This window comes from Photobacterium sanguinicancri, from assembly GCF_024346675.1.
GTDB classification, from domain to species: Bacteria; Pseudomonadota; Gammaproteobacteria; order Enterobacterales; family Vibrionaceae; genus Photobacterium; species Photobacterium sanguinicancri.
Genome location: NZ_AP024851.1, coordinates 1,485,566 through 1,505,440, shown reverse-complemented (window position 1 = coordinate 1,505,440; position 19,875 = coordinate 1,485,566). Strand labels below are relative to the sequence as shown.

At 43.4% G+C, this 19,875-nt stretch carries 18 protein-coding genes; 13 read left to right on the top strand and 5 right to left on the bottom strand.

All coding sequences use genetic code 11. The features are described from left to right. The first annotated feature begins 8 nt into the window (after positions 1–8). Both OCU87_RS23655 and OCU87_RS23650 read left to right on the top strand, forming a co-directional pair. Positions 9–887: a DMT family transporter gene (locus tag OCU87_RS23655; protein WP_261858706.1), complete on the top strand. Its 879-nt coding sequence runs from the start codon at positions 9–11 to the stop codon at positions 885–887. A gap of 1 nt (position 888) precedes the next feature. Continuing rightward, complete coding sequence (locus tag OCU87_RS23650) at positions 889–1,743, top strand: bifunctional helix-turn-helix domain-containing protein/methylated-DNA--[protein]-cysteine S-methyltransferase (RefSeq protein ID WP_261858705.1); 855 nt, start codon at positions 889–891, stop codon at positions 1,741–1,743. Between the two features lie 24 nt (positions 1,744–1,767). Here OCU87_RS23650 and OCU87_RS23645 read toward each other — a convergent pair whose 3' ends face one another. Continuing rightward, complete coding sequence (locus OCU87_RS23645) at positions 1,768–2,643, bottom strand: LysR family transcriptional regulator (protein WP_261858704.1); 876 nt, start codon at positions 2,641–2,643, stop codon at positions 1,768–1,770. 143 nt (positions 2,644–2,786) lie between these two features. On the opposite strand from OCU87_RS23645, the gene OCU87_RS23640 reads away from it, so the two are divergent. Together OCU87_RS23640 and OCU87_RS23635 are read left to right on the top strand one after the other, a co-directional pair. Continuing rightward, positions 2,787–3,857 carry a linear amide C-N hydrolase gene (locus OCU87_RS23640; protein ID WP_261858703.1) on the top strand — a complete coding sequence of 357 codons (1,071 nt, stop codon included), beginning with the start codon at positions 2,787–2,789 and terminating at the stop codon, positions 3,855–3,857. A gap of 116 nt (positions 3,858–3,973) precedes the next feature. Then, complete coding sequence (locus OCU87_RS23635; protein WP_261858702.1) at positions 3,974–5,275, top strand: lipase family alpha/beta hydrolase; 1,302 nt, start codon at positions 3,974–3,976, stop codon at positions 5,273–5,275. On the opposite strand, the gene OCU87_RS23630 is transcribed toward OCU87_RS23635, so the two are convergent. Then, on the bottom strand, positions 5,272–6,411 hold the full coding sequence (locus OCU87_RS23630) for a PcfJ domain-containing protein (protein WP_062692355.1): 1,140 nt from the start codon (positions 6,409–6,411) through the stop codon (positions 5,272–5,274). The two genes, OCU87_RS23635 and OCU87_RS23630, sit on opposite strands and share 4 nt — an antisense overlap. 9 nt (positions 6,412–6,420) lie before the next feature. Further along, positions 6,421–7,998, bottom strand: coding sequence for a DUF4145 domain-containing protein (locus OCU87_RS23625; RefSeq protein WP_261858701.1), 1,578 nt, complete (start codon positions 7,996–7,998; stop codon positions 6,421–6,423). Between the two features lie 363 nt (positions 7,999–8,361). On the opposite strand from OCU87_RS23625, the gene OCU87_RS23620 reads away from it, so the two are divergent. The 9 genes from OCU87_RS23620 to OCU87_RS23580 all read left to right on the top strand — a co-directional run bounded on the left by OCU87_RS23620 (position 8,362) and on the right by OCU87_RS23580 (position 17,445). After that, complete coding sequence (locus OCU87_RS23620) at positions 8,362–9,078, top strand: FadR/GntR family transcriptional regulator (protein WP_083541031.1); 717 nt, start codon at positions 8,362–8,364, stop codon at positions 9,076–9,078. A 103-nt stretch (positions 9,079–9,181) separates the two neighbouring features. Further along, positions 9,182–10,081: a 2-dehydro-3-deoxygalactonokinase gene (locus tag OCU87_RS23615; RefSeq protein WP_261858700.1), complete on the top strand. Its 900-nt coding sequence runs from the start codon at positions 9,182–9,184 to the stop codon at positions 10,079–10,081. Further along, positions 10,071–10,712 carry a 2-dehydro-3-deoxy-6-phosphogalactonate aldolase gene (locus tag OCU87_RS23610; protein WP_062692361.1) on the top strand — a complete coding sequence of 214 codons (642 nt, stop codon included), beginning with the start codon at positions 10,071–10,073 and terminating at the stop codon, positions 10,710–10,712. Before OCU87_RS23615 ends, OCU87_RS23610 begins: the two co-directional genes overlap by 11 nt. Positions 10,713–10,737: 25 nt before the next feature. After that, positions 10,738–11,721: a TRAP transporter substrate-binding protein gene (locus OCU87_RS23605; RefSeq protein WP_094955961.1), complete on the top strand. Its 984-nt coding sequence runs from the start codon at positions 10,738–10,740 to the stop codon at positions 11,719–11,721. A 54-nt stretch (positions 11,722–11,775) separates the two neighbouring features. Continuing rightward, positions 11,776–12,321 carry a TRAP transporter small permease gene (locus tag OCU87_RS23600; RefSeq protein WP_261858699.1) on the top strand — a complete coding sequence of 182 codons (546 nt, stop codon included), beginning with the start codon at positions 11,776–11,778 and terminating at the stop codon, positions 12,319–12,321. Continuing rightward, positions 12,321–13,601: a TRAP transporter large permease gene (locus tag OCU87_RS23595; RefSeq protein WP_094958667.1), complete on the top strand. Its 1,281-nt coding sequence runs from the start codon at positions 12,321–12,323 to the stop codon at positions 13,599–13,601. The genes OCU87_RS23600 and OCU87_RS23595 overlap by 1 nt, the downstream gene beginning before the upstream one ends. A gap of 9 nt (positions 13,602–13,610) precedes the next feature. Next, the gene (dgoD, locus tag OCU87_RS23590) at positions 13,611–14,768 is read left to right on the top strand and encodes a galactonate dehydratase (protein WP_261858698.1); all 1,158 of its coding nucleotides are present in this window, start codon (positions 13,611–13,613) and stop codon (positions 14,766–14,768) included. A 2-nt stretch (positions 14,769–14,770) separates the two neighbouring features. After that, positions 14,771–16,474, top strand: coding sequence for a dihydroxy-acid dehydratase (ilvD, locus tag OCU87_RS23585; protein ID WP_315972492.1), 1,704 nt, complete (start codon positions 14,771–14,773; stop codon positions 16,472–16,474). Then, a complete protein-coding gene (locus OCU87_RS23580; protein WP_315972491.1) occupies positions 16,471–17,445 on the top strand; it encodes a dihydrodipicolinate synthase family protein in 975 nt (324 codons plus the stop codon). Before ilvD ends, OCU87_RS23580 begins: the two co-directional genes overlap by 4 nt. Before the next feature lie 72 nt (positions 17,446–17,517). Here the strand turns inward: OCU87_RS23580 and OCU87_RS23575 are convergent, their stop codons facing one another. Continuing rightward, complete coding sequence (locus tag OCU87_RS23575; protein WP_094958671.1) at positions 17,518–18,312, bottom strand: endonuclease I family protein; 795 nt, start codon at positions 18,310–18,312, stop codon at positions 17,518–17,520. Positions 18,313–18,738: 426 nt separating this feature from the next. Continuing rightward, entirely contained in the window at positions 18,739–19,869 is a 1,131-nt protein-coding gene (locus OCU87_RS23570; RefSeq protein ID WP_261858696.1) for a C45 family peptidase, read from the bottom strand. Positions 19,870–19,875: the final 6 nt, after the last annotated feature.

The window sequence follows — 19,875 nt, the reverse complement described above, 5'->3', positions numbered from 1 at the left end:
AAATAAACATGAACAGCTTTTTTCGATTAATCACGCTAGCGGCAATATGGGGTGGGTCTTTTCTCTTTATGCGCATTGCCGCAAACCCTTTAGGCCCTGCCGTGCTGATTGAGGCGCGAGTCGGATTAGCCGCGGTGACATTATTGGTTATTGCTTTGTATTTAAAAAAACAGCTCAACATGGCGGGGAACGCTAAACATTATTTTACCTTGGGGCTGTTTAATACGACGTTGCCTTTTTTGTTGTTTGCTTATGCTGCACAGTCTTTAGATGCGTCGACTTTGTCGATATTTAATTCCACAGCACCGATTTGGGGCGCCATCATAGGCGCGATTTGGACGCGTACAGCACTTACTAAACCTGTGTTATTGGGGCTAGGGCTTGGTGTCGTTGGTGTCAGTGTCTTGGTGGGCTGGGAAGCCATGAGCATAGGTGAAGATGCCATTTTTCCTATGATGGCAGCCATCGGTGCAGCGGTCAGTTATGGTATTGCCACTAATTATGCGAAACATGCGCCAAGTGTCGAAGCCTTTAATAATGCGCATGGCAGTATGTGGGCTTCGGTGGTACTGGTATTACCGCTTGTTTTCTTCCTGCCAGCCCGAGAAGCGCCAACGTCAGAGATCGCGACGGCAGTTATTCTATTGGGCGTGGTTTGTACGGGGTTAGCGTATTTATTGTATTTCCGTTTAGTCAGTGATTTAGGGCCATCGTCTGCGTTGTCGGTAACATTTCTTATCCCTGTTTTTGGTATCTTATGGGGCCATCTTTTCTTAGATGAAGCGATTGGTTTTAATACTGTTATCGGTTCGATTTTTGTCATAACTGGCACTATGTTAGTGACGGGATTTTCACCACGTCAATTTTTCCAGCAAAAGGTGGTATAAGGTGAGTAATTCAGAGATCCATCGTCATTACCATGTCGTTGAGCAAGCGATAAACTTTATTCATCGCAATTTTGAACGTCAGCCAACCCTGGCTGAAATTGCACAATCTGTTTATATGAGCGAGCATCATTTACAACGGGTATTTTCGGAATGGGCAGGGATCTCGCCTAAGCGTTTTTTGCAGGTTGTGACCAAACAAGCGGCATTAGATGCATTAAAACAAACCCGAAACTTAATGGAAGCAAGCCAATCAGTAGGCTTATCGGGTACCAGTCGATTACACGATTTGATGGTGACGTGTGAAGCCATGACGCCCGGTGAAATCAAAAAAGGCGGGGAAGGGGTCAGTATTCAGTATGGCGTCGCCGTAACACCCTTTGATGAGGCTGTGATTGCGTGGACAGATCGTGGGATTTGCTTTCTTCAATTTACCGATCATCATGCAAAAACCGTTATTGATGAGTTATACCAGCAATGGCCAAACGGGACATTCGAGGTTAATAGTGAACAAGCACAGGAATATAGCGATACCATATTTTCTGTTGAACCGGATAAAAAGTTGGCAAGAGGTAAAATTCATCTAGTGCTGAAAGGCACGAACTTCCAAGTGAAAGTATGGGAGGCGATGATCAATACTCATTCTGGGCAACAATTGTCCTACTCTCAAGTTGCGCAACTCATGGGTTCGCCTAAGGCGTCAAGGGCGGTTGGAACGGCATTGGCCAATAACACGATTGGCTATTTGATCCCGTGCCACCGGGTGATCAAAAGTAATGGTGAACTTGGGAACTACCGTTGGCGACCGGATAGAAAAGCGGCCATTTTGGCATGGGAGAATGCAACTCAAAACGAATAGAATCGAACATGGCTGGCTCGCTTCCTAATGGACTGGAAACGCACGTACACCGTCGATAAACATCTGCATGGCAGGATTCATCGCTTTTTCTTTTAGCCAAGTGAGATCTGCATGCCAGTTCGGGTATATATCGTCTTTTTCTTGGTTCTGAATAACATCACCGGTTAATAAGGCTTCTTCACAAACAAATTTAGGCAAATGCCCCCAACCTACACCTGCTTTGATTAAGTTGAGCAGTTGGGTGGCATTGTTGCAAAACATATAGCGGTGACTGAGCACATCAGCATTACGCATGCCTATATCGTGTAAAAAGGTAAAGGTAAGTTGTAATTGGTCGAGAAAATCACGATGAGAAGCATGCGGTGGCAATGCCCATTGTGGAGGAACGACGCGAATCACTTCAAAGTTATACCCTTTGCTGACGATCATTTCTGTCGGCATATTGATGGTACTGAACATGAGGCCAATATCAGCTTGGCCTGATAGCACCCACCCGCGAACTTGTAAGGTATCACCATTCAGCACTTTTAGCGTGAGGTAGGGATATTGTTTTAGAATCTCGGCAATGAGTAAATCAAGCGCGGGTTCTATTAAGCTCGCATCTATCGCGATAGTGAGTTTATCGGGGATCCCTTGTAATAAGCTATCGACCTTAGCATCAAAATGAGCCGACTCTTTTAACATCGAGAGAGCAAAGTTATAGAGTTGCTTACCTTCATGTGTGACTTCAAGTGATTTTGGATGACGAATAAATAGGGTCAACCCAGTATCAATTTCTAGATTATTAATTTGCTCTCGAAGCGTCGAAACGTGCTTACCGATATGGCGCGCTGCTTGTGCCATGCTTTTTTGTTCAACAGTGGCAACAAAAGCTTGGAGTTGGTCTAACGAGACAGCCATATTAATCCTCATACTTGATAGTATTGAAGGGGGATCCCCTATGCTTAGCGGCTTTTAGATTAGAATAACTTAGCGATAATAGCTACATCGAAAGGGCATGAACGCCCTTAATGAATAAGGTTATTACTGTCGAGGGTTAAGTTATGAAAAACTTCAAACTGAATAAATTCGCCACTATTTTTATTGCTGCGACGGCCTTTGCAGCTGTAACGTCAACGGCGCATGCCTGTTCACGTATCACGCTTGATACACCGCACGGTGTCTCGACAGTGCGTTCACTCGATTGGGGTGATCAACTTGGCAATGTTACTCAAGTAAACCCTGTTGGTATTGAGCGCGTGAGTGCGGAAACCCCGAGTTATGCGAAGACCATGGCGTGGGAAACGAAATATCACAGCGTTGCCCAGCGTGAATATGATGTTTTCCATGGTGTTACATCTGATGCGATTAATGCTAAAGGCTTAGCGGCATCATTGCTTTATATGTACGATTCACAGCAATTTATTAAAGACTATCAAGACTCTGGTGCTCCAGCTGTTAGCTTTCTTAATGTGATTGATTATCTAGTTGAAAATTACGCAACCGTTGATGAAGTGGCTGCTGCCTTTAATGCTAATGCGTTCCAGATTGCATGGGCTGATGGTTTGCATGGTACGCAACACGGTTTGCATATTTCAGTTCAAGATAAAGCGGGTAACATTGCGCTCTTCCAATTGAACAAAGGTGGTAAGATGGTGATGCATCGTGGTGATGTAAAATCAGATCTTCGTGTCATGGCCAATGCTCCGTTGCAACAAGAGCACCGAGCGTATGTTGAAAAGGTGGATTTAACCGACTTAGCAGCGAAAGATATTCCATCATCGATTTCATCGCTTGATCGTAACTTACGTGGTTTGTTTAACACGAGCCACATAGCACTCGAGGAAGACAAAAGTTGGGCGCAAATTCGCGGTAAATTATTGAGTACCTTCAATGCGGGTAACCTTGTACCACAGGATCTGATTGACCCAGTGAACGGCGAAACTTACGCGACGTGGACCCAATTTGTTTATAACCATGACAACGGTGATTTCTTGTTCACCAATTACGATACTCGTGAGCAAATTGGTTACAACTTTAACGATACACTCGCTTTTACAGAAACCATGTGTGCAGACACAGTAAAGCAAGCCTCTGAAGGATTGAATACAGTGACATTTGGTAAGTGTAAATAACAGAGGCTACCATTATCGATTAAGAACCCCCTATCATTTGCTCGGCAGTTGATAGGGGTTAGGCCGTTAAATAGTCTGTGATGCAGATAATGTATTAATCCAAATAAGGAAAGGTGATGCGATTGCGATTATGCGGGCTATTCAGTTTTGTAATGCTAGCCTTGCTTGGTTGTTCGTCGTTTCATAGCTTGCATCAGAATGTAAAAACCATTGATAAAAGCTTTCCTGAGTATTCAATTTCTATTTCGAACATGTCATACCAATCGCCTGTAGTTATTGTTCAACTGCGATCGCTCGATCCTCTTGATGTCCTGTCTGTTGATAGCACTTCACGAAGTAATACGCTTCAACTTAGTGCTTTTGACCAAACTCATTACTTACTGGTTTTTGAAGACTTAGACAGTGATTTCATCATGCAGAGTAATGAGCCGAGCCAGCTTATTGATCTTCGAAACTGGCATGATAAAGCGAGGGCAAACTCGAACTCATTAAGCGTAACTCCCCCTGCTCCAAGTATTGAGATAGTTTTAGCGCAAAACGATGATCAGTTCGAAGCGCCATTTATTGGGGTAAACTTCATTTTCAAGTTAAACATTGAAGTTAAAAAGGCCGCGATAGGGCAGATCACATCACTTAGATCAGAGACGTTTAGCCGCAATACTGCAAATATTGGGATGTGGAAGCCCGCAGAATTTATCGACAGTAAATATGCAGGGCTATTTTTTTTGCAAGCCTATGACCCAGATAAGATTCCGGTACTGTTTGTCCATGGCATGAATGGGACTGGTGGGGATTTCACGCCGATTATCGATCAGATTGATACTAAGCGTTATCAAGTTTGGCTTTATAATTACCCGTCTTCATTATCCTTGCCTTTTTTGACCAAAGCGTTATCAGAAATAATGAAAGAGATCACCCAAAGGCACTCAATTGATTCCCTTCACTTGGTTGCCCACAGCATGGGCGGATTAATAGCAAAAGGCTATCTCAACCAGTGCTCAGCCGTTAAAGAGTGTGATTTCATCCGTTCATTTACTTCTATTTCATCGCCGTTTTCTGGGGTGAAATCTGCAGAAATGGGCGTTAAATATGCGCCTGTAGTTATGCCTGCATGGAGAGGCTTATCCCCTAATAGCACCGTAATTTCGACCTTGTTTGATGTGAGCGCTAGCGAAATATCACCACCGCATTTTCTGATCTTTGGTTATCGTTTAAAAGGTGCGCTTAATGCTGAAAGTAGCGATGGCGTTATTAGTCTTTCGAGCCAACTGAGACCGTCTGCTCAGTTACAAGCTGAGAGGGTCATTGGCTTTGACGACGATCACGTCACAATTTTATCTAGCCCGAATATGCATAACCAATTGTTTGATTTTTGGCAAAAACAAGAAATAGCTGAAGCTGGATATTTACAATTCTAGCCGGCTTTTTCTGCATACCAAGTTTGACGGCATTGGCTAAACCAAGCGTGAACAAGCTGGCGACTTTCTTCCGATGGAAGGGCATTTTTAACACCTGAGATTTGGTCAATTTCAAAGGGGAAGCGTCCACGAGGCAGGCGGCGTATGCCAATGGTTAGGCGTTCAGGATGTTGCATGCTAAATGCACAGTACCGTTCTGAGGTAATACGGCTGTGATAGACCGAAATACAGTGGCGCTGCTTTCTTCCCTCTTCGACTAAGGCTTGGTAGTCTTTGATTGGGATGATGCTTCTAGATCCTTTGAGTGGAAGAGAATAGGGGACATCATGATCTATGGGTTTTACTCTCTCGCCATAAATTCGCTGGTTACGTTGCTCTGTCCAGCGATCATGTAATTGCTCTAATGCGGCTAATGATGGCTGTCGAACAATATGAGCAATAGGATCATGAATACCAAGATCGCGCCCGAGCATTAATACATCCTGAAAGGTTGCTAAGCCACAAGTGCGATAGCCCCGCTGCTCTTTGGCGACAGAGAGCCCCAAGCGACTTCCAGTAAGGAAAGGGTGGATTTGGTCGAGCACCAGATTGTTGTACTCAATTGATGAGTAGTGCTTAAATTTAAGGTAGCGCTGTTCTTTGACGTTAAGTAAACGGATGATGTGCTCTAGTTCGCTCCCTTGATTAAAGCGTAAATTCAGGCGGTCTAAAAACTTAAGCGCGGCTTTTCGCCCATCAAACCCTAATGCTTGTAGAATACAGCGTTGCCCTAATTGACAGAGTTTTAGTGCGCTTTCATTATCCACCCGAAAGCGATGACACACTAAGACTAGAATGATCGGGCGACTTGCTAATATTTGTGCTGCAGCCACTGAATTGGCGGCTAACCATAGTAATTGATACTGGTATTCAGGAAAGGGCTCCGTTATTGCTAAATAACGCTCAGGTATTTGTGAAAGCCATTCGCCATCGAGGTCGAATTGCGCCACAAAATTAAGGCCGATCCCTAAGCCGCCGTCTAAAGGTGTTTTTTTATTTGGGAACACGCGATAGCCACGGAGTTTGTGGTGCCAACTGCTTAATTCAATATCAAAATCATAGCCAAGTTCGGTGGTTGATATAGTTAATGCTGTCATGTTGAGCCCTTATTTACGTTTCGCTTTTTTAGCCAGTTTACGTTTACGCTTTTGCTTATCTTTGCTGGTGGCGCTTTTTTGATGATTACCTGATGAACGAAAGCCACAGCGTTTCATCACGGCTTTTCCTTCCGTACTGTTTATAAACTCCCTTGCTTCTGAGTGCCCAGCATCAGCGGCTTCTTTTAACATCGTTGGAATATCGGCAGGGGTTTTAACTGATTTCTTGGTTGTGAATTCAGCCAATGCTAATTGGGCCATACGGAATTTAATTTCTGACGCTTGGTGTTCATCGTCCGCCTGGTAAATAGCGCGTTGATATAGCTCTGATACCAAGCTGAAGTACGCACTGTTTTGGCAGATTTGTGTAAACAACTTACTTTCATACCAGAGGTACTCAGGGAGATCTTTATAGTGATCAACCATGATTTTTGCTGCGCATTCAGGTGTGATTACGTTGAAAACATGCTGTTCGGCATAGGCTTTCACGAATTGATAGCCAGGTGAACGCCGTGCTTGGGCATTCACCAGTGCTGATTTGATGCGCTTTGCAGCTATTTCTGAGGGCTGATTTTCATAAACATCGAGCATACGAAAGGCTTCGCAGGTATAGGCTTCTAATACATTGAATTTAAGAGCCTGATGTAACCAATTAGCATATTCATCTGTAGCAACCGTTTTAGATAACATCGAAGATAGCGCTTCACTACAGCCTTTTTCTGCAGCTTGCTTGATGAAAATCAGCCCTAGTTTCGTTTCACCGTGATTTGCTAAATAGCGACCGTATTCGTAGGCGGCTTCTCCCGTTTCATCTTGCTTGATGGCAAGCTTAAAGCAGGTTTTTGCATCACGTTGATCGACGTTTTGTAATAGTTTTTTCGCGTAACTTTTCGCAAACAATAACCAAGTTTCACTGTGTCCTTGCACGTGCGCTTTTTCTAGCCAATAAGCGAGGTCTGCTTGTTTGTCGGCAAATGCATTTTTAGTCCACCAACGGTCAGTGCCTTTAATAGAACGCATGGTTTCAAGTTCATGGTAGAAGCGATTAGCAAGGTAAAAGCTGGAATCACGATGACCATTTAAGGCTGCAGCGACATGTTCGCTGATGTCACACTGCAAAGGTTGATGCCAATCAGGGATCTGCTTGCAACAGGTATTCAAAACTTTCTCAGCAACATAGCGAGCAATATCATGAAGATTGCGCATGTGTTGGCGCATACGCAGTGTGGACACCTCCAGCTTAGCAACATGATTACCATTAATTTCTGTTAGATGAACAGAGCGGTTTCCCTCTAAACGAAGTGAATTCATCGCATCGATAACCCAGCCCTCAATACATCCAGAGGCATCGAGCATTTTAATTTTGTTGGATAATTCACCGTGAACAGGAGGGCGTAATGAAAAGTGTCGACCTAAGTCATGGCAGGCAATTTCTACGAATAATCGCATCTTTACGAGGCTAGATTGAGGATCGTTCGCAAAGTAACGCTCAGCTAAGCAAGCTTGGGTATAAAGCTCGCCTAGCCCTTCTTTTAAGAAAGCGAAATTGCCTTGTTCTTGCTGTATATCCATTGCCTGTGTTTGCATGACTAGCCCCTGATGTGTTGTGAACAAGTGCTATATTAAACATCCAGACGACAAAATGTGTCGCCTGGATATTTGGTCGTAAATTTTATCGATATACAGTGAGGCAGCTGAAATTTTAAGGTGGGGTAAATTGGGTGAGTGTACAGATCCAGCGTTCTCAGAAAGTGCTTGGAAGTATTCCGTGTTTTCCTGAGTCGATTTCAACATTAGAAATGACACAGCGTTTAGACAGCGCGGATCTGATTAAATGATAACCTTGTAGGTTAATTTTTTGTTGTCGTTATGAAGCTGAAGATAGATCACAGAAGCTGGTTAAATTTCGTTCTACCATGTATTACAAGATAGAGGTGAATGAATACAAGAATGACAAAATCGAAATCAACCTTGGCGATAAATCAGATTGTCTGTGACATTTTAAAAGAGCGAACACCTGCTGGCGCATATTTAAAAGGTGAAAATGAACTAGCACTATCATTAGGTGTTTCTAGAACTTCAGTACGCAGTGCTTTGCAGACATTAGCAAGTAAAGGCCTAATAACCATAACGCCAAAAGTGGGCAGCATTGCAAATACGCCCGATCAGTGGAATTGGTTAGATCACGATGTACTACGTTGGGTGACGGAATATAAAGCATCCGATACTTTTATCCCGCATTTACTTGAAGTGCGCTTGATGGTGGAACCCAACGCAGCGGCACTGGCAGCTTTAAACGCAACAGGGGATAACCTTGCCGCACTTGAGCGAAGCTACAACATGATGGCCTCTGGGCTGGAACATAATGATAGGGTACAGATCAACACGGGTGATATTGAGTTCCATAAGCAGCTTTTGCTGGCGACCAAGAATCCGTTTTTGATTTCTCTCGGTGATGCCTTAACAACGACTATGGAAGTGTCTTTTTCCCGTACCTTAGAGAAAGATGTATTGCTCAGTAAACCCGCGCTGGATGACCACTATTATGTGATGGACGCGGTAAGAATGCGTAAACCTGAAGATGCTCGAGAAAAGATGCGTGAAATTATCATGGGGGCTATCGCGAAAACGGTTAAAACCCTTAAAGGTACTGATTTAATACGTTAGTTACACAGCCGCACTGATACGCATGAACACTGCAAGGTGTTCCTTTTCGACATGAAACGCCTTGTATTACAAGATTGTAATCATAGTAACACATGGAGGAGAAATGAAAGCGAGTTGGATTGCAGTAGATTGGGGAACGACAAATTTTAGGGCATTTTTAATGTCCGATACGGGGGAGTGTCTAGATAAAATCCAACAAGCAAAGGGGCTGTTATCTGTAGAGCAAGATCAGTTCCCCCACGTGTTTGATGAGTTAATCAGTCGGTGGAACGGCATATATGGCCACTTACCTGTGATAATGGCCGGCATGGTCGGATCGCAGCAAGGATGGTGCGAAGTGCCTTACGTTCATACGCCGGCATCTGCACAAGACTTAGCGAATAACATACACAGTGTGGATCTTCTTTCTGGTAACAAAGCAAAAATTGTCTCTGGTGTTCGTTGTATTAATGCGTTTGGTAACCCTGAAGTCATGCGAGGGGAAGAAATTCAGCTTATTGGCTTAGGCGCAATAATAAAATGTGACTTCAACGCTATTCTATTTGGTACTCATAGTAAAAATGCTTATTGGTGTGATGGGAAAATAGAAAATTACTCAACGGTAATGACAGGTGAATTGTATTCTCTTTTGGTTAATCACAGCATATTAGGGAAATCATTACCTGAGCAGGTATTTAATAAAGACGTATTTATTAAAGGTGTTGAAATTGGTAATAAATATCCATTGAACCATGTGCTATTTAGTGCAAGAACCTTCAAGTTATTTGATGATGTCCAAGATACCAATATACATGCTTATATATCGGGGTTACTTATTGGGCATGAGTTTATAATATCAAATCGGTTGAATAAGTTATATTTAGTCGGTTCACAAAAGTTAGCATCAAATTATGCGTTGGCATTAGAACACCTTAATATCGAGTTTGATGTTATTGATGGTGATGAATGCTTTTTGAAAGGCATGACAAAAATCTATAGCAAGGACGAAAGCAATGAATACTGAAGAGCTAAGAAATAATGCATGGTTTAAAGAGTTACCATTAATAGCAATATTACGCGGTGTTGAACCAAGTGAAGTTCTAGATATTGCTAATGTCTTAATTGATAACGGATTTAGATTTATTGAAGTGCCATTAAATTCGCCTGATGCTGTATTAAGTATAAAAATGCTTGTAGAAGCCTATGGCGAGCAAGCCGTTATTGGCGCAGGCACTGTGACCAATATTGATAAATTAATGCCAGTGCTTGAAGCGGGAGCACGATTAATAGTGACACCGAATATGAACCCAGAAGTGATTCGAGCTGCCCGTGCTCATAATTGTGTGGTGTTCTCTGGTGTACAAACCGCAACGGAAGCGTTTACCGCTGTAGATTGTGGTGTTACCGCATTGAAATTCTTCCCGGCAGAACTTATTCAGCCATTAGGGGTGAAGGCAATCAAATCAGTATTACCTCCTGAAATGATTTGCTGCCCTACTGGCGGTATAGAGGCAGATGCCGAGCAAATGAAGTCTTACGTTGATGTTGGCGTAGACGGCTTTGGCTTGGGGTCTGGCTTGTATAAGAAGGGCATAAAGCCCTCAGAGCTAAGCGTACGCGCGAAGGCGTATCGTGACAGTTGGATGTCCATTTAATATACGAAAAGCAAAAGGTTATCTTATGAAACTAAGTAAAATTGCTGCTCTAGCTGCTGTACCCCTAATGGCAATGTCGTTACATGTTCAAGCAAAAACTATGCGTATTGGTATTGGGGTACCTGAATCTCACTTTGAATTTGCAGCAATGCAAAAATTTGAGAAATACGTAGAAGACAATACTGATATCTCAGTAACTATTTACCCGAGTAACCAGTTAGGTAATGACCAAGAGGCATTAGAACAAATTAAATTTAATGCGGTTCAGATGAATTTACCATCACCGGCTGTGCTTGGTAATATTGTGAAAGATTTCAATATATTAACCCTGCCTTTTATCTTTCCTAATGATGATGTAGCCAATCAAGTTGTTGATGGTGAATGGGGACAGGAATTGTCTTCCAAGCTAGAGAAAGCTGGTTATGTGGGTTTAGGCTACGGTAACTTCGGTTTCCGTCATGTCACTAATAATGTTCGCCCGATTAAAACGATTGCAGATATGGATGGCTTGAAACTGCGCACTATGCAGAATAAAGCCCACCTTGATGCTTTCCGTTCGCTAGGCGCAAACCCAACGCCAATGGCATTCTCTGAGCTATTCTCATCACTTCAGCAAGGTGTTGTTGACGGTCAGGAAAACCCGTACACCAATATTTACTCGCAGCGCTTATATGAAGTTCAAAAATACGTGTCTGATACGGGCCATGTGTATTCTTGGGTTGTCTTTGTCGTCGGTAAAAAGTTCTACGATGGCCTGACAGCCGATGAGCAAGCCACTATGCAGCAAGCTGCTCGTGTTGCGATTGACCACATGCGAGTGTCGGTTAAAACCCAAGATGAGAAATCGTTGCAAGGTATGATAGATGCAGGCTTGGTTTACACCCCACTTTCACCAGAAGTAAAAGCCGAAATGCACGAGAAAGTCGCACCTGTTGTTCAAAAATATGCCGATAGAATTAACCCTGACTTATATAAAAAGCTGACCGAAGAAGTCACTAAGTTACAGTAAATTATCGCAAAGGGGCTGTGCAATGCAGCCCTATAATTAAAATATGGTGCTGTTATGAATGATAAGAAAACTTCATTCTTAGACAATATTGAAGAATATATAAGTACGTTTCTTTTTATTGCTCTAATTATTCTTTGCTTTTTGCAAATATTATTTAGGTTTGTTTTTAATTTTTCTTTGTCGTGGACTGAAGAGTTATCCCGTTATGTGTTTATTGCGCTAGTTTATTTTTCAGCAAGTTTAGCTGTTGTTCGCGGAGCACATGTTCGAGTTGAAGTTATTGATGGGTTTGTAAAAGGTAAAAATAAAAAAATATTAGATTCAATTGTCGATTTATCGTTTGCCAGCTTCATGGTTTGGGTTGGTTATTATGGTTTGGAATTATCGGTTGATGCATTAGCGATAGAGCAAACAACACCGGCACTTGAATGGCAAGCAGGGTGGGTATACGCAATTATACCATTCACTTTTTATTTAATCGCCTTGAGATTAGTTCAACGAGTATATCGAAGAGTGACCGGTAAACTCGAACAAGAATATGCGCTAAGTGAAGCGGAAGAAGCCTTACAAAAAATTAAAGATGAGCGAGGAAACAAATAATGGATGTGTTTCTAATTACAATGTTTGTCTTTGTTGCACTACTTGCTGTTGGCATGCCCATTGCCATTAGTATTGGTATGTGTACCGCCTTTGCTTTGATGCTGGCTGATATTCCAATTTCTTTTATTGCTCAAATTGCTTTTACCTCACTGGACTCATTTACATACCTTGCCATTCCGATGTTTATTATGGCGGGTTTTGTGATGGAAAAAGGTGGGCTTTCTAAGCGCATCGTTAACTTTGCTGCCAGTTTAGTTGGGCGAACGGCGGGTGGGCTCGGCATTGTCACTGTGGTGGCGTGTATGTTCTTCGCTGCTATTTCTGGGTCATCACCAGCCACGGTTGCGGCGATTGGCTCCATGATGGTGCCTTCGATGATAGAAAAGGGCTATAACCGCCATTTCGCGGGGGCGTTAACGGCTTCGGCGGGTTCGCTTGGGATCCTTATTCCACCGTCGATTCCGATGATCATTTATGCGGTCACAGCTGAAATTTCGATCGGTGATATGTTCTTGGCGGGTTTTATTCCGGGCGGCATGATTGGTTTTGGGTTGATCCTTGCTGTTTATTTAATTGCTAAAAAGCGCGGCTATAAAGGTCAGGATGAAGACTTTTCCCTTTCGAAAGTGAAAGAGACGTTTCTTGAAGCTAAATGGGCATTGCTGACGCCTGTCATCATTTTAGGGGGGATTTACTCCGGTATTTTCACTGCCACGGAAGCGGCGTGTATCACGGTTATTTACACCTTGATTGTAAGTTTCTTTATCCATAAAGAAATGACCTTTAAAGATTTAATCCCCACGGTCTCACGGGCTGCGTTAACTACGGGTTGTGTCATTATCATCCTTGGTTTTGCGACTGCTTTTGCGCGTTATTTAACGATTAGCATGATCCCACAAATGATCGGTGAGGCTATTTTACAATTTACTGATAGCCCTACGCTTATTCTGCTGATCTTTGTTGCGTTAATCATGTTTACCGGTCTGTTTATCGAAACGGCGGCTCAAATCTTAATTTATACCCCTTTGTTCTTACCAATTTTGGTGGAGCTTGGTGTGAGCCCGTTCCACTTCGGCATCATCTTGATTGTGGGTACTGAGCTGGCATTGATTACGCCACCAGTCGGGGTGAATTTGTTTGTCGCTAAAGGGATCACTGGCTCGTCGATGGTTCAGCTAACTCGTGCTGTTATTCCATTTTTAATCAGTATGTTGCTTGTGCAAATAGCATTGGTGTTTATGCCTGGCGTTATTACTTTCCTACCCGATCTATTTAAGTAAGGCTGAATTATGAAGATTATTGGCTACGAAAAATTCATTGTTGCTCCACGCTGGGGCTTTCTGAAAATCATCACTGATGAAGGCATTGTTGGCTGGGGTGAGCCGAGCTTAGAAGGGCGTACTCATACGGTGCATACCTGTGTCGATGAGTTGATGGAATACCTGATAGGTAAAGACCCGCGTGATATTGAATTGCATTGGAACTATTTATATCGCTCGACGTTTTACCGCGGTGGTCCAGTAATGATGAGTGCCTTATCTGGCATTGATCAAGCCCTGTGGGATATCAAAGGTAAAGCATTAGATGTACCTGCCTACCAGCTGCTAGGAGGAAAATGCCGTGACAAAATACAAACTTATTCATGGATTGGTGGTGATAGGCCAGATGATGTCGTTCGCATGGCAAAGGAGCGAAAAGAGTTAGGCTTCAATGCGATTAAGATGAATGGCACTGAAGAGCTCAACTTTATTGATGATTTTAGCAAAGTTGATGCGCTGCTTGATCGTGTTCAAGGCTTACGCGATGCCATGGGTAAAGACTTTGGTATCGGGATTGATTTTCATGGTCGTGTTCATAAAGCCATGGCAAAAATCATGATGAAAGAATTAGAGCCGATGCGCCCTATGTTTGTCGAAGAGCCGGTACTGGCTGAGCATTTCGATTGTATCCATGAAATTGCGCAATACGGGGCTATCCCGATTGCGACAGGCGAGCGCCTTCATTCACGCTGGGAGTTCAAAAAACTACTCGAGCATGGTGGCGTCGATATTATTCAGCCCGATGTGTGCCATTGCGGTGGGCTAACTGAGCTTAAGAAAATTGCCTCTATGGCTGAAACTTACGACGTGGCTTTAGCGCCACACTGTCCTTTAGGTGCGATTGCACTGGCCTCTTCAGTGCATATTGATACCACTTGTCAGAACGCCATCATTCAAGAGCAAAGTATTGGTATTCATTACAACAAAGGTAACGATGTATTGGATTACATCAAGAACAAAGATGTTTTTGATTTTGACCATGGTTACTGCTTGAACCTAGAAGGGCCGGGGCTTGGCATTGAAATCGACGAGGGCTTCATGCGGGATCAACATGATAAAGCGCTGACTGAACCTAAATGGCGCAACCCCCACTGGACTAACAAAGATGGTTCGTTTGCGGAGTGGTAACTATGAGTAATTGCGGATCATGCGGTTCATGTGGAGGAGGGGCGTGTGTGCCTCACCACAATCAAATACTGAAAGACGATGACGGTGCGTTAAAACGCGCTTTGTATAAATCAATGGGGCACAGCGATAGTGCTTTAAGACAACCTATAATTGCGGTCGTGAATAGTTACACCAATGCTACCGCAGGGCATGCGAATCTTGATGTTGTTGGTGCCGAAGTGATCCGAGGGATTGAAGAAGCGGGTGGTACTGCAATGACGTTTGGCACGATTGCACCGTGTGATGGCATTGCTGAAGGGCATATAGGGATGCGCTATATCTTGGCGGGGCGAGAGGTGATCACCGCTTCGATCGAGGTCATGGTTAGAGCGCATAACTTTGACGCTATGGTGTTGCTTGGCTCGTGCGACAAAATTGTCCCAGCGATGCTAATGGCGGCAGCACGGCTTGATATTCCCGCTATTTTGGTTAACGGCGGTCCTATGTACCCTGCAGAGTATGCGGGTAAGCATTGGGATGGCAATATCGTTACCGAAGCGATTGGCTGGAAAAATAAAGGACAGATCGACGAGCAAGAGTTTCGTAAAATTGAAGATCTAGCCGAGCCAACCATTGGCTCCTGCACCATGTATGGTACAGCGAATACCATGTGTTGTTTGTCGGAATCTCTAGGTATGACCTTGCCACAAACCGCCACTATTCCTGCCATTCACCCACAACGTTTACACGTGGGCTATCAGAGCGGACAACGCATTGTAGGCATGTTGGAAGAGGGGTTAACCGCGCGCAAAATTATCAGCAAACAAGGGATCCATAATGCCATTTGCACCTTGTTAGCCACGGGCGGTTCGACTAATGCCATTATTCACTTACAAGCGATCCACTATGAAGCGGGTTTAGGTGAGCTAGATTTGGATGTGTTTGATCAAATGAGCCGCAAGGTGCCTTTGCTCGCGTCAATCTACCCGGCTTCTGAATACGATATGGTCGATTTCTTTGAGGCTGGTGGCGTAGCGGCGGTCGAAAAAGAGCTTGCGCCGTTATTAGAACTCGATGCGTTAACCGTTTCAGGAACCAAACGAGACTGTCTAGCTGAGGTCGCAAGCACTGACAATCGTGCATTGATCCGCCCGATTGACGATCCTTTTATGTTGGAGTCGGGTGTGGGTGTATTGAGAGGCAACTTGTCGCCTTGGGGCTCCGTAGCCAAACCCGCAGCAGTGCCAAAAGACATGTTCTACTTTACTGGCAAAGCGGTGGTGTTTGATTCAGAACAAGCTGCCATTGAAGCCATTATGCAGGAAACCATTAAAGAAAAATCTGTCATTGTCATTCGTTATGAAGGCACCACTGGTGGCGCAGGTTTACCTGAGATGTATAAACCCATGAAGTTGCTGGAAGGAATGGGGCTCTCTGAAAGTTGTGCCTTGATCACCGACGGTCGTTTTTCGGGGTCGAATCGTGGACTATTTGTGGGGCATATTTCGCCAGAAGCTTATGAGGGGGGCTTGATTGGTGTAGTGCAAGATGGCGATGGCATCACTATCGATTTAACAACACGAGAAATCACGCTTGAGGTCGATGAGGCGACGATTGCAACCCGAAAAGCCGTATGGGCAAGGTTGCATAAAGAAGTGCCAAAAGGCTTTCTGCGTTTGTATCGGGATCGTGTTTCATCGGCAGCGCACGGAGCGATCTTGAAATGAATACATCACAAACGGACACATTGCTAGCACCTTGTTCAGCGCAAAAGTCTCGATTAAAACCGACAGATATTTTTGGTGTTAACCCGATCGTTGCGATGCCATTTGCTGATAATGGCGCTGTTGATATCGAAAGTTTTAAACAGCTGGTCAAGCACTTGATTCAAACTGGATGTCATGGCTTAACCTTATTTGGGATTGCGAGTGAGTTTTATAAGCTCAATCAAGATGAGAAACGGACGCTTGCTCGCTGGTTTCAGGCGATTACATCTGAATCTCAGGTGTTTAGTTGTGTCTCAATTACAGAACACGCCACTGAACTTGCGGTGCAACAAGCCAAGGAATATCAACAACAAGGCTTTGATAGCTTAATGCTATTACCACCGTTTTTCTTGAACCCAAGTAATGAGCATATTATTTATCATATCCAAAGTGTGTTGAGTGCGGTTGATATTCCAGTATTGATCCAATACGCGCCAACAGAGACGGGGATTCCGATCACACCGCAAGACATGAAAGCCATCACCGATAACCATCCTAATGCGGTGTTTAAAATTGAGTGTAACCCGCCTGTGGAATATGCTCGGCAGCTGCTTACGTTACTGCCAGATGCGGTGATCATGAACGGTTATGCCGGCTTATATATGCTGGATATGCTTGAAGTGGGTGGTAAAGGTGTTATGCCGGGGTGTTCTTTCACTGAGATCTACAATGCGATATATCAGCTATGGTTGGATGGGGATAAACAACAAGCACAGGCGCTGCATACGCTGTTGTTTCGATATATCAGTAAGTGGATGAGCCACTGTGAATACATTATCGCCGTCGAAAAAGAAATATTGGTCAGGCGCGGAATTATTACTACCAATTATTGCCGAAAACCTGCTTACCCTCTGAGTGAATTGGATCATCAAGATATAGAAACTTTCTTGAATGAGTTTGCCTTCATTCTCGATCAATACGATGAAGAGTAAGATCGCATCTCGGGTATTGTTATCTCGTCCTTACGTGTGATTTCACGCGTAAGGACGTTGTTCTTTAGTGCCTTATTGACACTTAGCACCGTAGATAGCATTTACCCATGTTGGGTTATCTATAAATGGGTTACGGTTGCCCTGCCATTTTACGACTTTTTCGTGACGCTGTTGCTCCCAGTTATCGACAGGATCAGCATTGTGCCATTGAAGCAAGGTGCAGAGTTTACCCATTTTAGGCTGCCCTGATGTACTTGACGTATTATCAACAAGGAATAGATCTGGCATGTTGGCATCGTTACCTTGGTAGCGAACAGCCATGTAAAAAATAGATCGGGCAGTATCGCCTTTTACTGCATCACGAGGTTCAAAAGTGGTTGTACTGGTTTTATTAAACGGTGCTTTAGCAACAGGTTGACCCCCATAACCGAAATCTTTATTGGAACGAATAGAATTTATTTTGGCGTCCGTTGGTTGAAGGTGGTGGATATCGGTATATCCCCATTGGTTTTTGCGCTTAAAGCCAAATGATTTAGGCCAAATATGTTCGCGGTTCCACGCGTCTTGGTTATTCGTTTTTGATGAATTGAAATCTTTTGATTGTGAGCGACCGCTGTAATACAAAATGACATTGTCAGCGTTGTTAGGATCTTCGTTAGCATCTTTTAACGCTGACCAAACTTGGCTATAGCTGAGCTGATGCTGCCCTCGTGCTGCGATAATACCGAGCATGTCTTTTAATGCTTCACCTGTTAACCCTTGTGCTTCAATGTAGTATCCATCTGGCGCATTGTTTGTGATGGTTGAAGGCGATGCAAAGGCTACAGACGAAAGTAAACAGAGATTAATTGCGAGGAGTTTTTTCATATGTCATCCATTCATTATTATTTAATGCAGATTCATCGGATGTTATTTATTCAAAGTAAAGTCTAAAAATGTTCAGCCATTAAATGGCCTAGATTTTATTGCCGTAATTAATATTTAAATCAAATTGCGGTAAGGCTAAATTTAAATAATAACTATTGAATAAAAATGCAATCAGTTTTTGTGCGTTTAATTTTATTTAGAGTAGATGATAACGGTTAATATAAAGCAAATGCAGAAGACAAAATTGTGAATGAGCTAATACTCTAATGTTGGCTGCTGTGGCATTAAGGATGATATTGGAGGGCGAAATATAAATTAGTGAATTTTATTTGATTCATATTATTTGTTGCGGGAGTCATTATTTATGCAGGGGTTATGACGATGGATATAATGCAATCCGGCGCGATGGCCGGATTGCAGGTTGGCTTAGTCAAAGCAGACTTTAGAATACCCCGCGAAGTTTGGATTGTCGCCTGATACATACGCACAACCTTCCGCAGTGTCGAAGATCATGGCTTCTACTGTCACAAAATCTTTGCCTTTGTATTTAGTCATGTTAATTGGACGCTGGCTAAACAACCATTGCATCGACTCTACTGTTAGTTCTGGTGAATAATCGAGGAAGTTAGCGGCAGCAGCTTCACGTGCAAACGTACTGAAAAATGCAGTATTAGCCTCTATTGCGGTATGTTCAGTAAGAAAAGCCTGCTTAAAATCAGCACTGTGGTTGGCATGAACAGAACCTCTATCTGAGTACTGGATAGCCTTAACACCATTCTCTACCGTTATTTCTACTGCGGCGTGATTACCCTGATCATCAGCCAAGGTGAAGTTGAAAGGAATGATGGTACGTACATCTTTAATTGTGTTTAGGAAAGCATCGACACTTTTTGCTTGGGTTGCCGCAGCAAAAATAGCATCAACAGTGACAAGGTTTTCGCTGTTAATACCATCTTCTCCGGCTGGTGCCCCCATAAAGTTAATCACGATGCCTACATGTTTACCCATGCCTTGGAAGTGTGCACCATCAGCCACGACAAAAATTGAATCATCAGTTTTTACGACTGTGGTGTGATCCGTTAAGCTAGTTGCTAGGCTGAGGTCATTGGTCTGACCGACAATACCGTTATTAAAGGCAATAGAAGTACAGCCTTTGATTTCCTCAACATCCTGCTCCGCCTGCATGCTACTTTTAACGGCTTGGTTTACGCTGTAATCAACTTGTGACACAGAGGCAAAGAGTTCAGCAACATCTACGCCTCGAATTTTGGCAGACGCTTCCATCATAGCAACATAGTCAGGTGCAATTTTTCGGTTGTTTTCAACGGCATGTTGGGCGGCCTTTAATACTGGTTCTGAAAACTCACCTAAAGGCTGTGTTGCCATAAATTGCGCTAATGCAACCTGACCTTGTCCAGTCATGTCTTTTACAATTGCACCATGTTGAACGGCTTGACGCTCAGCATTGAAAAACGGCAGGTCATCACCCGCGACAGGTGTGGTAGCGAAAGCTGAAAATGATGCAGTTAACGTCAGAGCTAGAATCGTCTTTTTCATAATTAC

Bases quoted from the DNA above. Each gene is read 5' to 3' on its own strand.
- OCU87_RS23655 (WP_261858706.1), top strand. From the start codon at position 9: ATGAACAGCTTTTTTCGATTAATCACGCTAGCGGCAATATGGGGTGGG.
- OCU87_RS23645 (WP_261858704.1), bottom strand. From the start codon at position 2,643: ATGGCTGTCTCGTTAGACCAACTCCAAGCTTTTGTTGCCACTGTTGAA.
- OCU87_RS23640 (WP_261858703.1), top strand. From the start codon at position 2,787: ATGAAAAACTTCAAACTGAATAAATTCGCCACTATTTTTATTGCTGCG.
- OCU87_RS23635 (WP_261858702.1), top strand. From the start codon at position 3,974: ATGCGATTGCGATTATGCGGGCTATTCAGTTTTGTAATGCTAGCCTTG.
- OCU87_RS23630 (WP_062692355.1), bottom strand. From the start codon at position 6,411: ATGACAGCATTAACTATATCAACCACCGAACTTGGCTATGATTTTGAT.
- OCU87_RS23625 (WP_261858701.1), bottom strand. From the start codon at position 7,998: ATGCAAACACAGGCAATGGATATACAGCAAGAACAAGGCAATTTCGCT.
- OCU87_RS23620 (WP_083541031.1), top strand. From the start codon at position 8,362: ATGACAAAATCGAAATCAACCTTGGCGATAAATCAGATTGTCTGTGAC.
- OCU87_RS23615 (WP_261858700.1), top strand. From the start codon at position 9,182: ATGAAAGCGAGTTGGATTGCAGTAGATTGGGGAACGACAAATTTTAGG.
- OCU87_RS23610 (WP_062692361.1), top strand. From the start codon at position 10,071: ATGAATACTGAAGAGCTAAGAAATAATGCATGGTTTAAAGAGTTACCA.
- OCU87_RS23605 (WP_094955961.1), top strand. From the start codon at position 10,738: ATGAAACTAAGTAAAATTGCTGCTCTAGCTGCTGTACCCCTAATGGCA.
- OCU87_RS23600 (WP_261858699.1), top strand. From the start codon at position 11,776: ATGAATGATAAGAAAACTTCATTCTTAGACAATATTGAAGAATATATA.
- OCU87_RS23595 (WP_094958667.1), top strand. From the start codon at position 12,321: ATGGATGTGTTTCTAATTACAATGTTTGTCTTTGTTGCACTACTTGCT.
- dgoD (WP_261858698.1), top strand. From the start codon at position 13,611: ATGAAGATTATTGGCTACGAAAAATTCATTGTTGCTCCACGCTGGGGC.
- ilvD (WP_315972492.1), top strand. From the start codon at position 14,771: ATGAGTAATTGCGGATCATGCGGTTCATGTGGAGGAGGGGCGTGTGTG.
- OCU87_RS23580 (WP_315972491.1), top strand. From the start codon at position 16,471: ATGAATACATCACAAACGGACACATTGCTAGCACCTTGTTCAGCGCAA.
- OCU87_RS23575 (WP_094958671.1), bottom strand. From the start codon at position 18,312: ATGAAAAAACTCCTCGCAATTAATCTCTGTTTACTTTCGTCTGTAGCC.
- OCU87_RS23570 (WP_261858696.1), bottom strand. From the start codon at position 19,869: ATGAAAAAGACGATTCTAGCTCTGACGTTAACTGCATCATTTTCAGCT.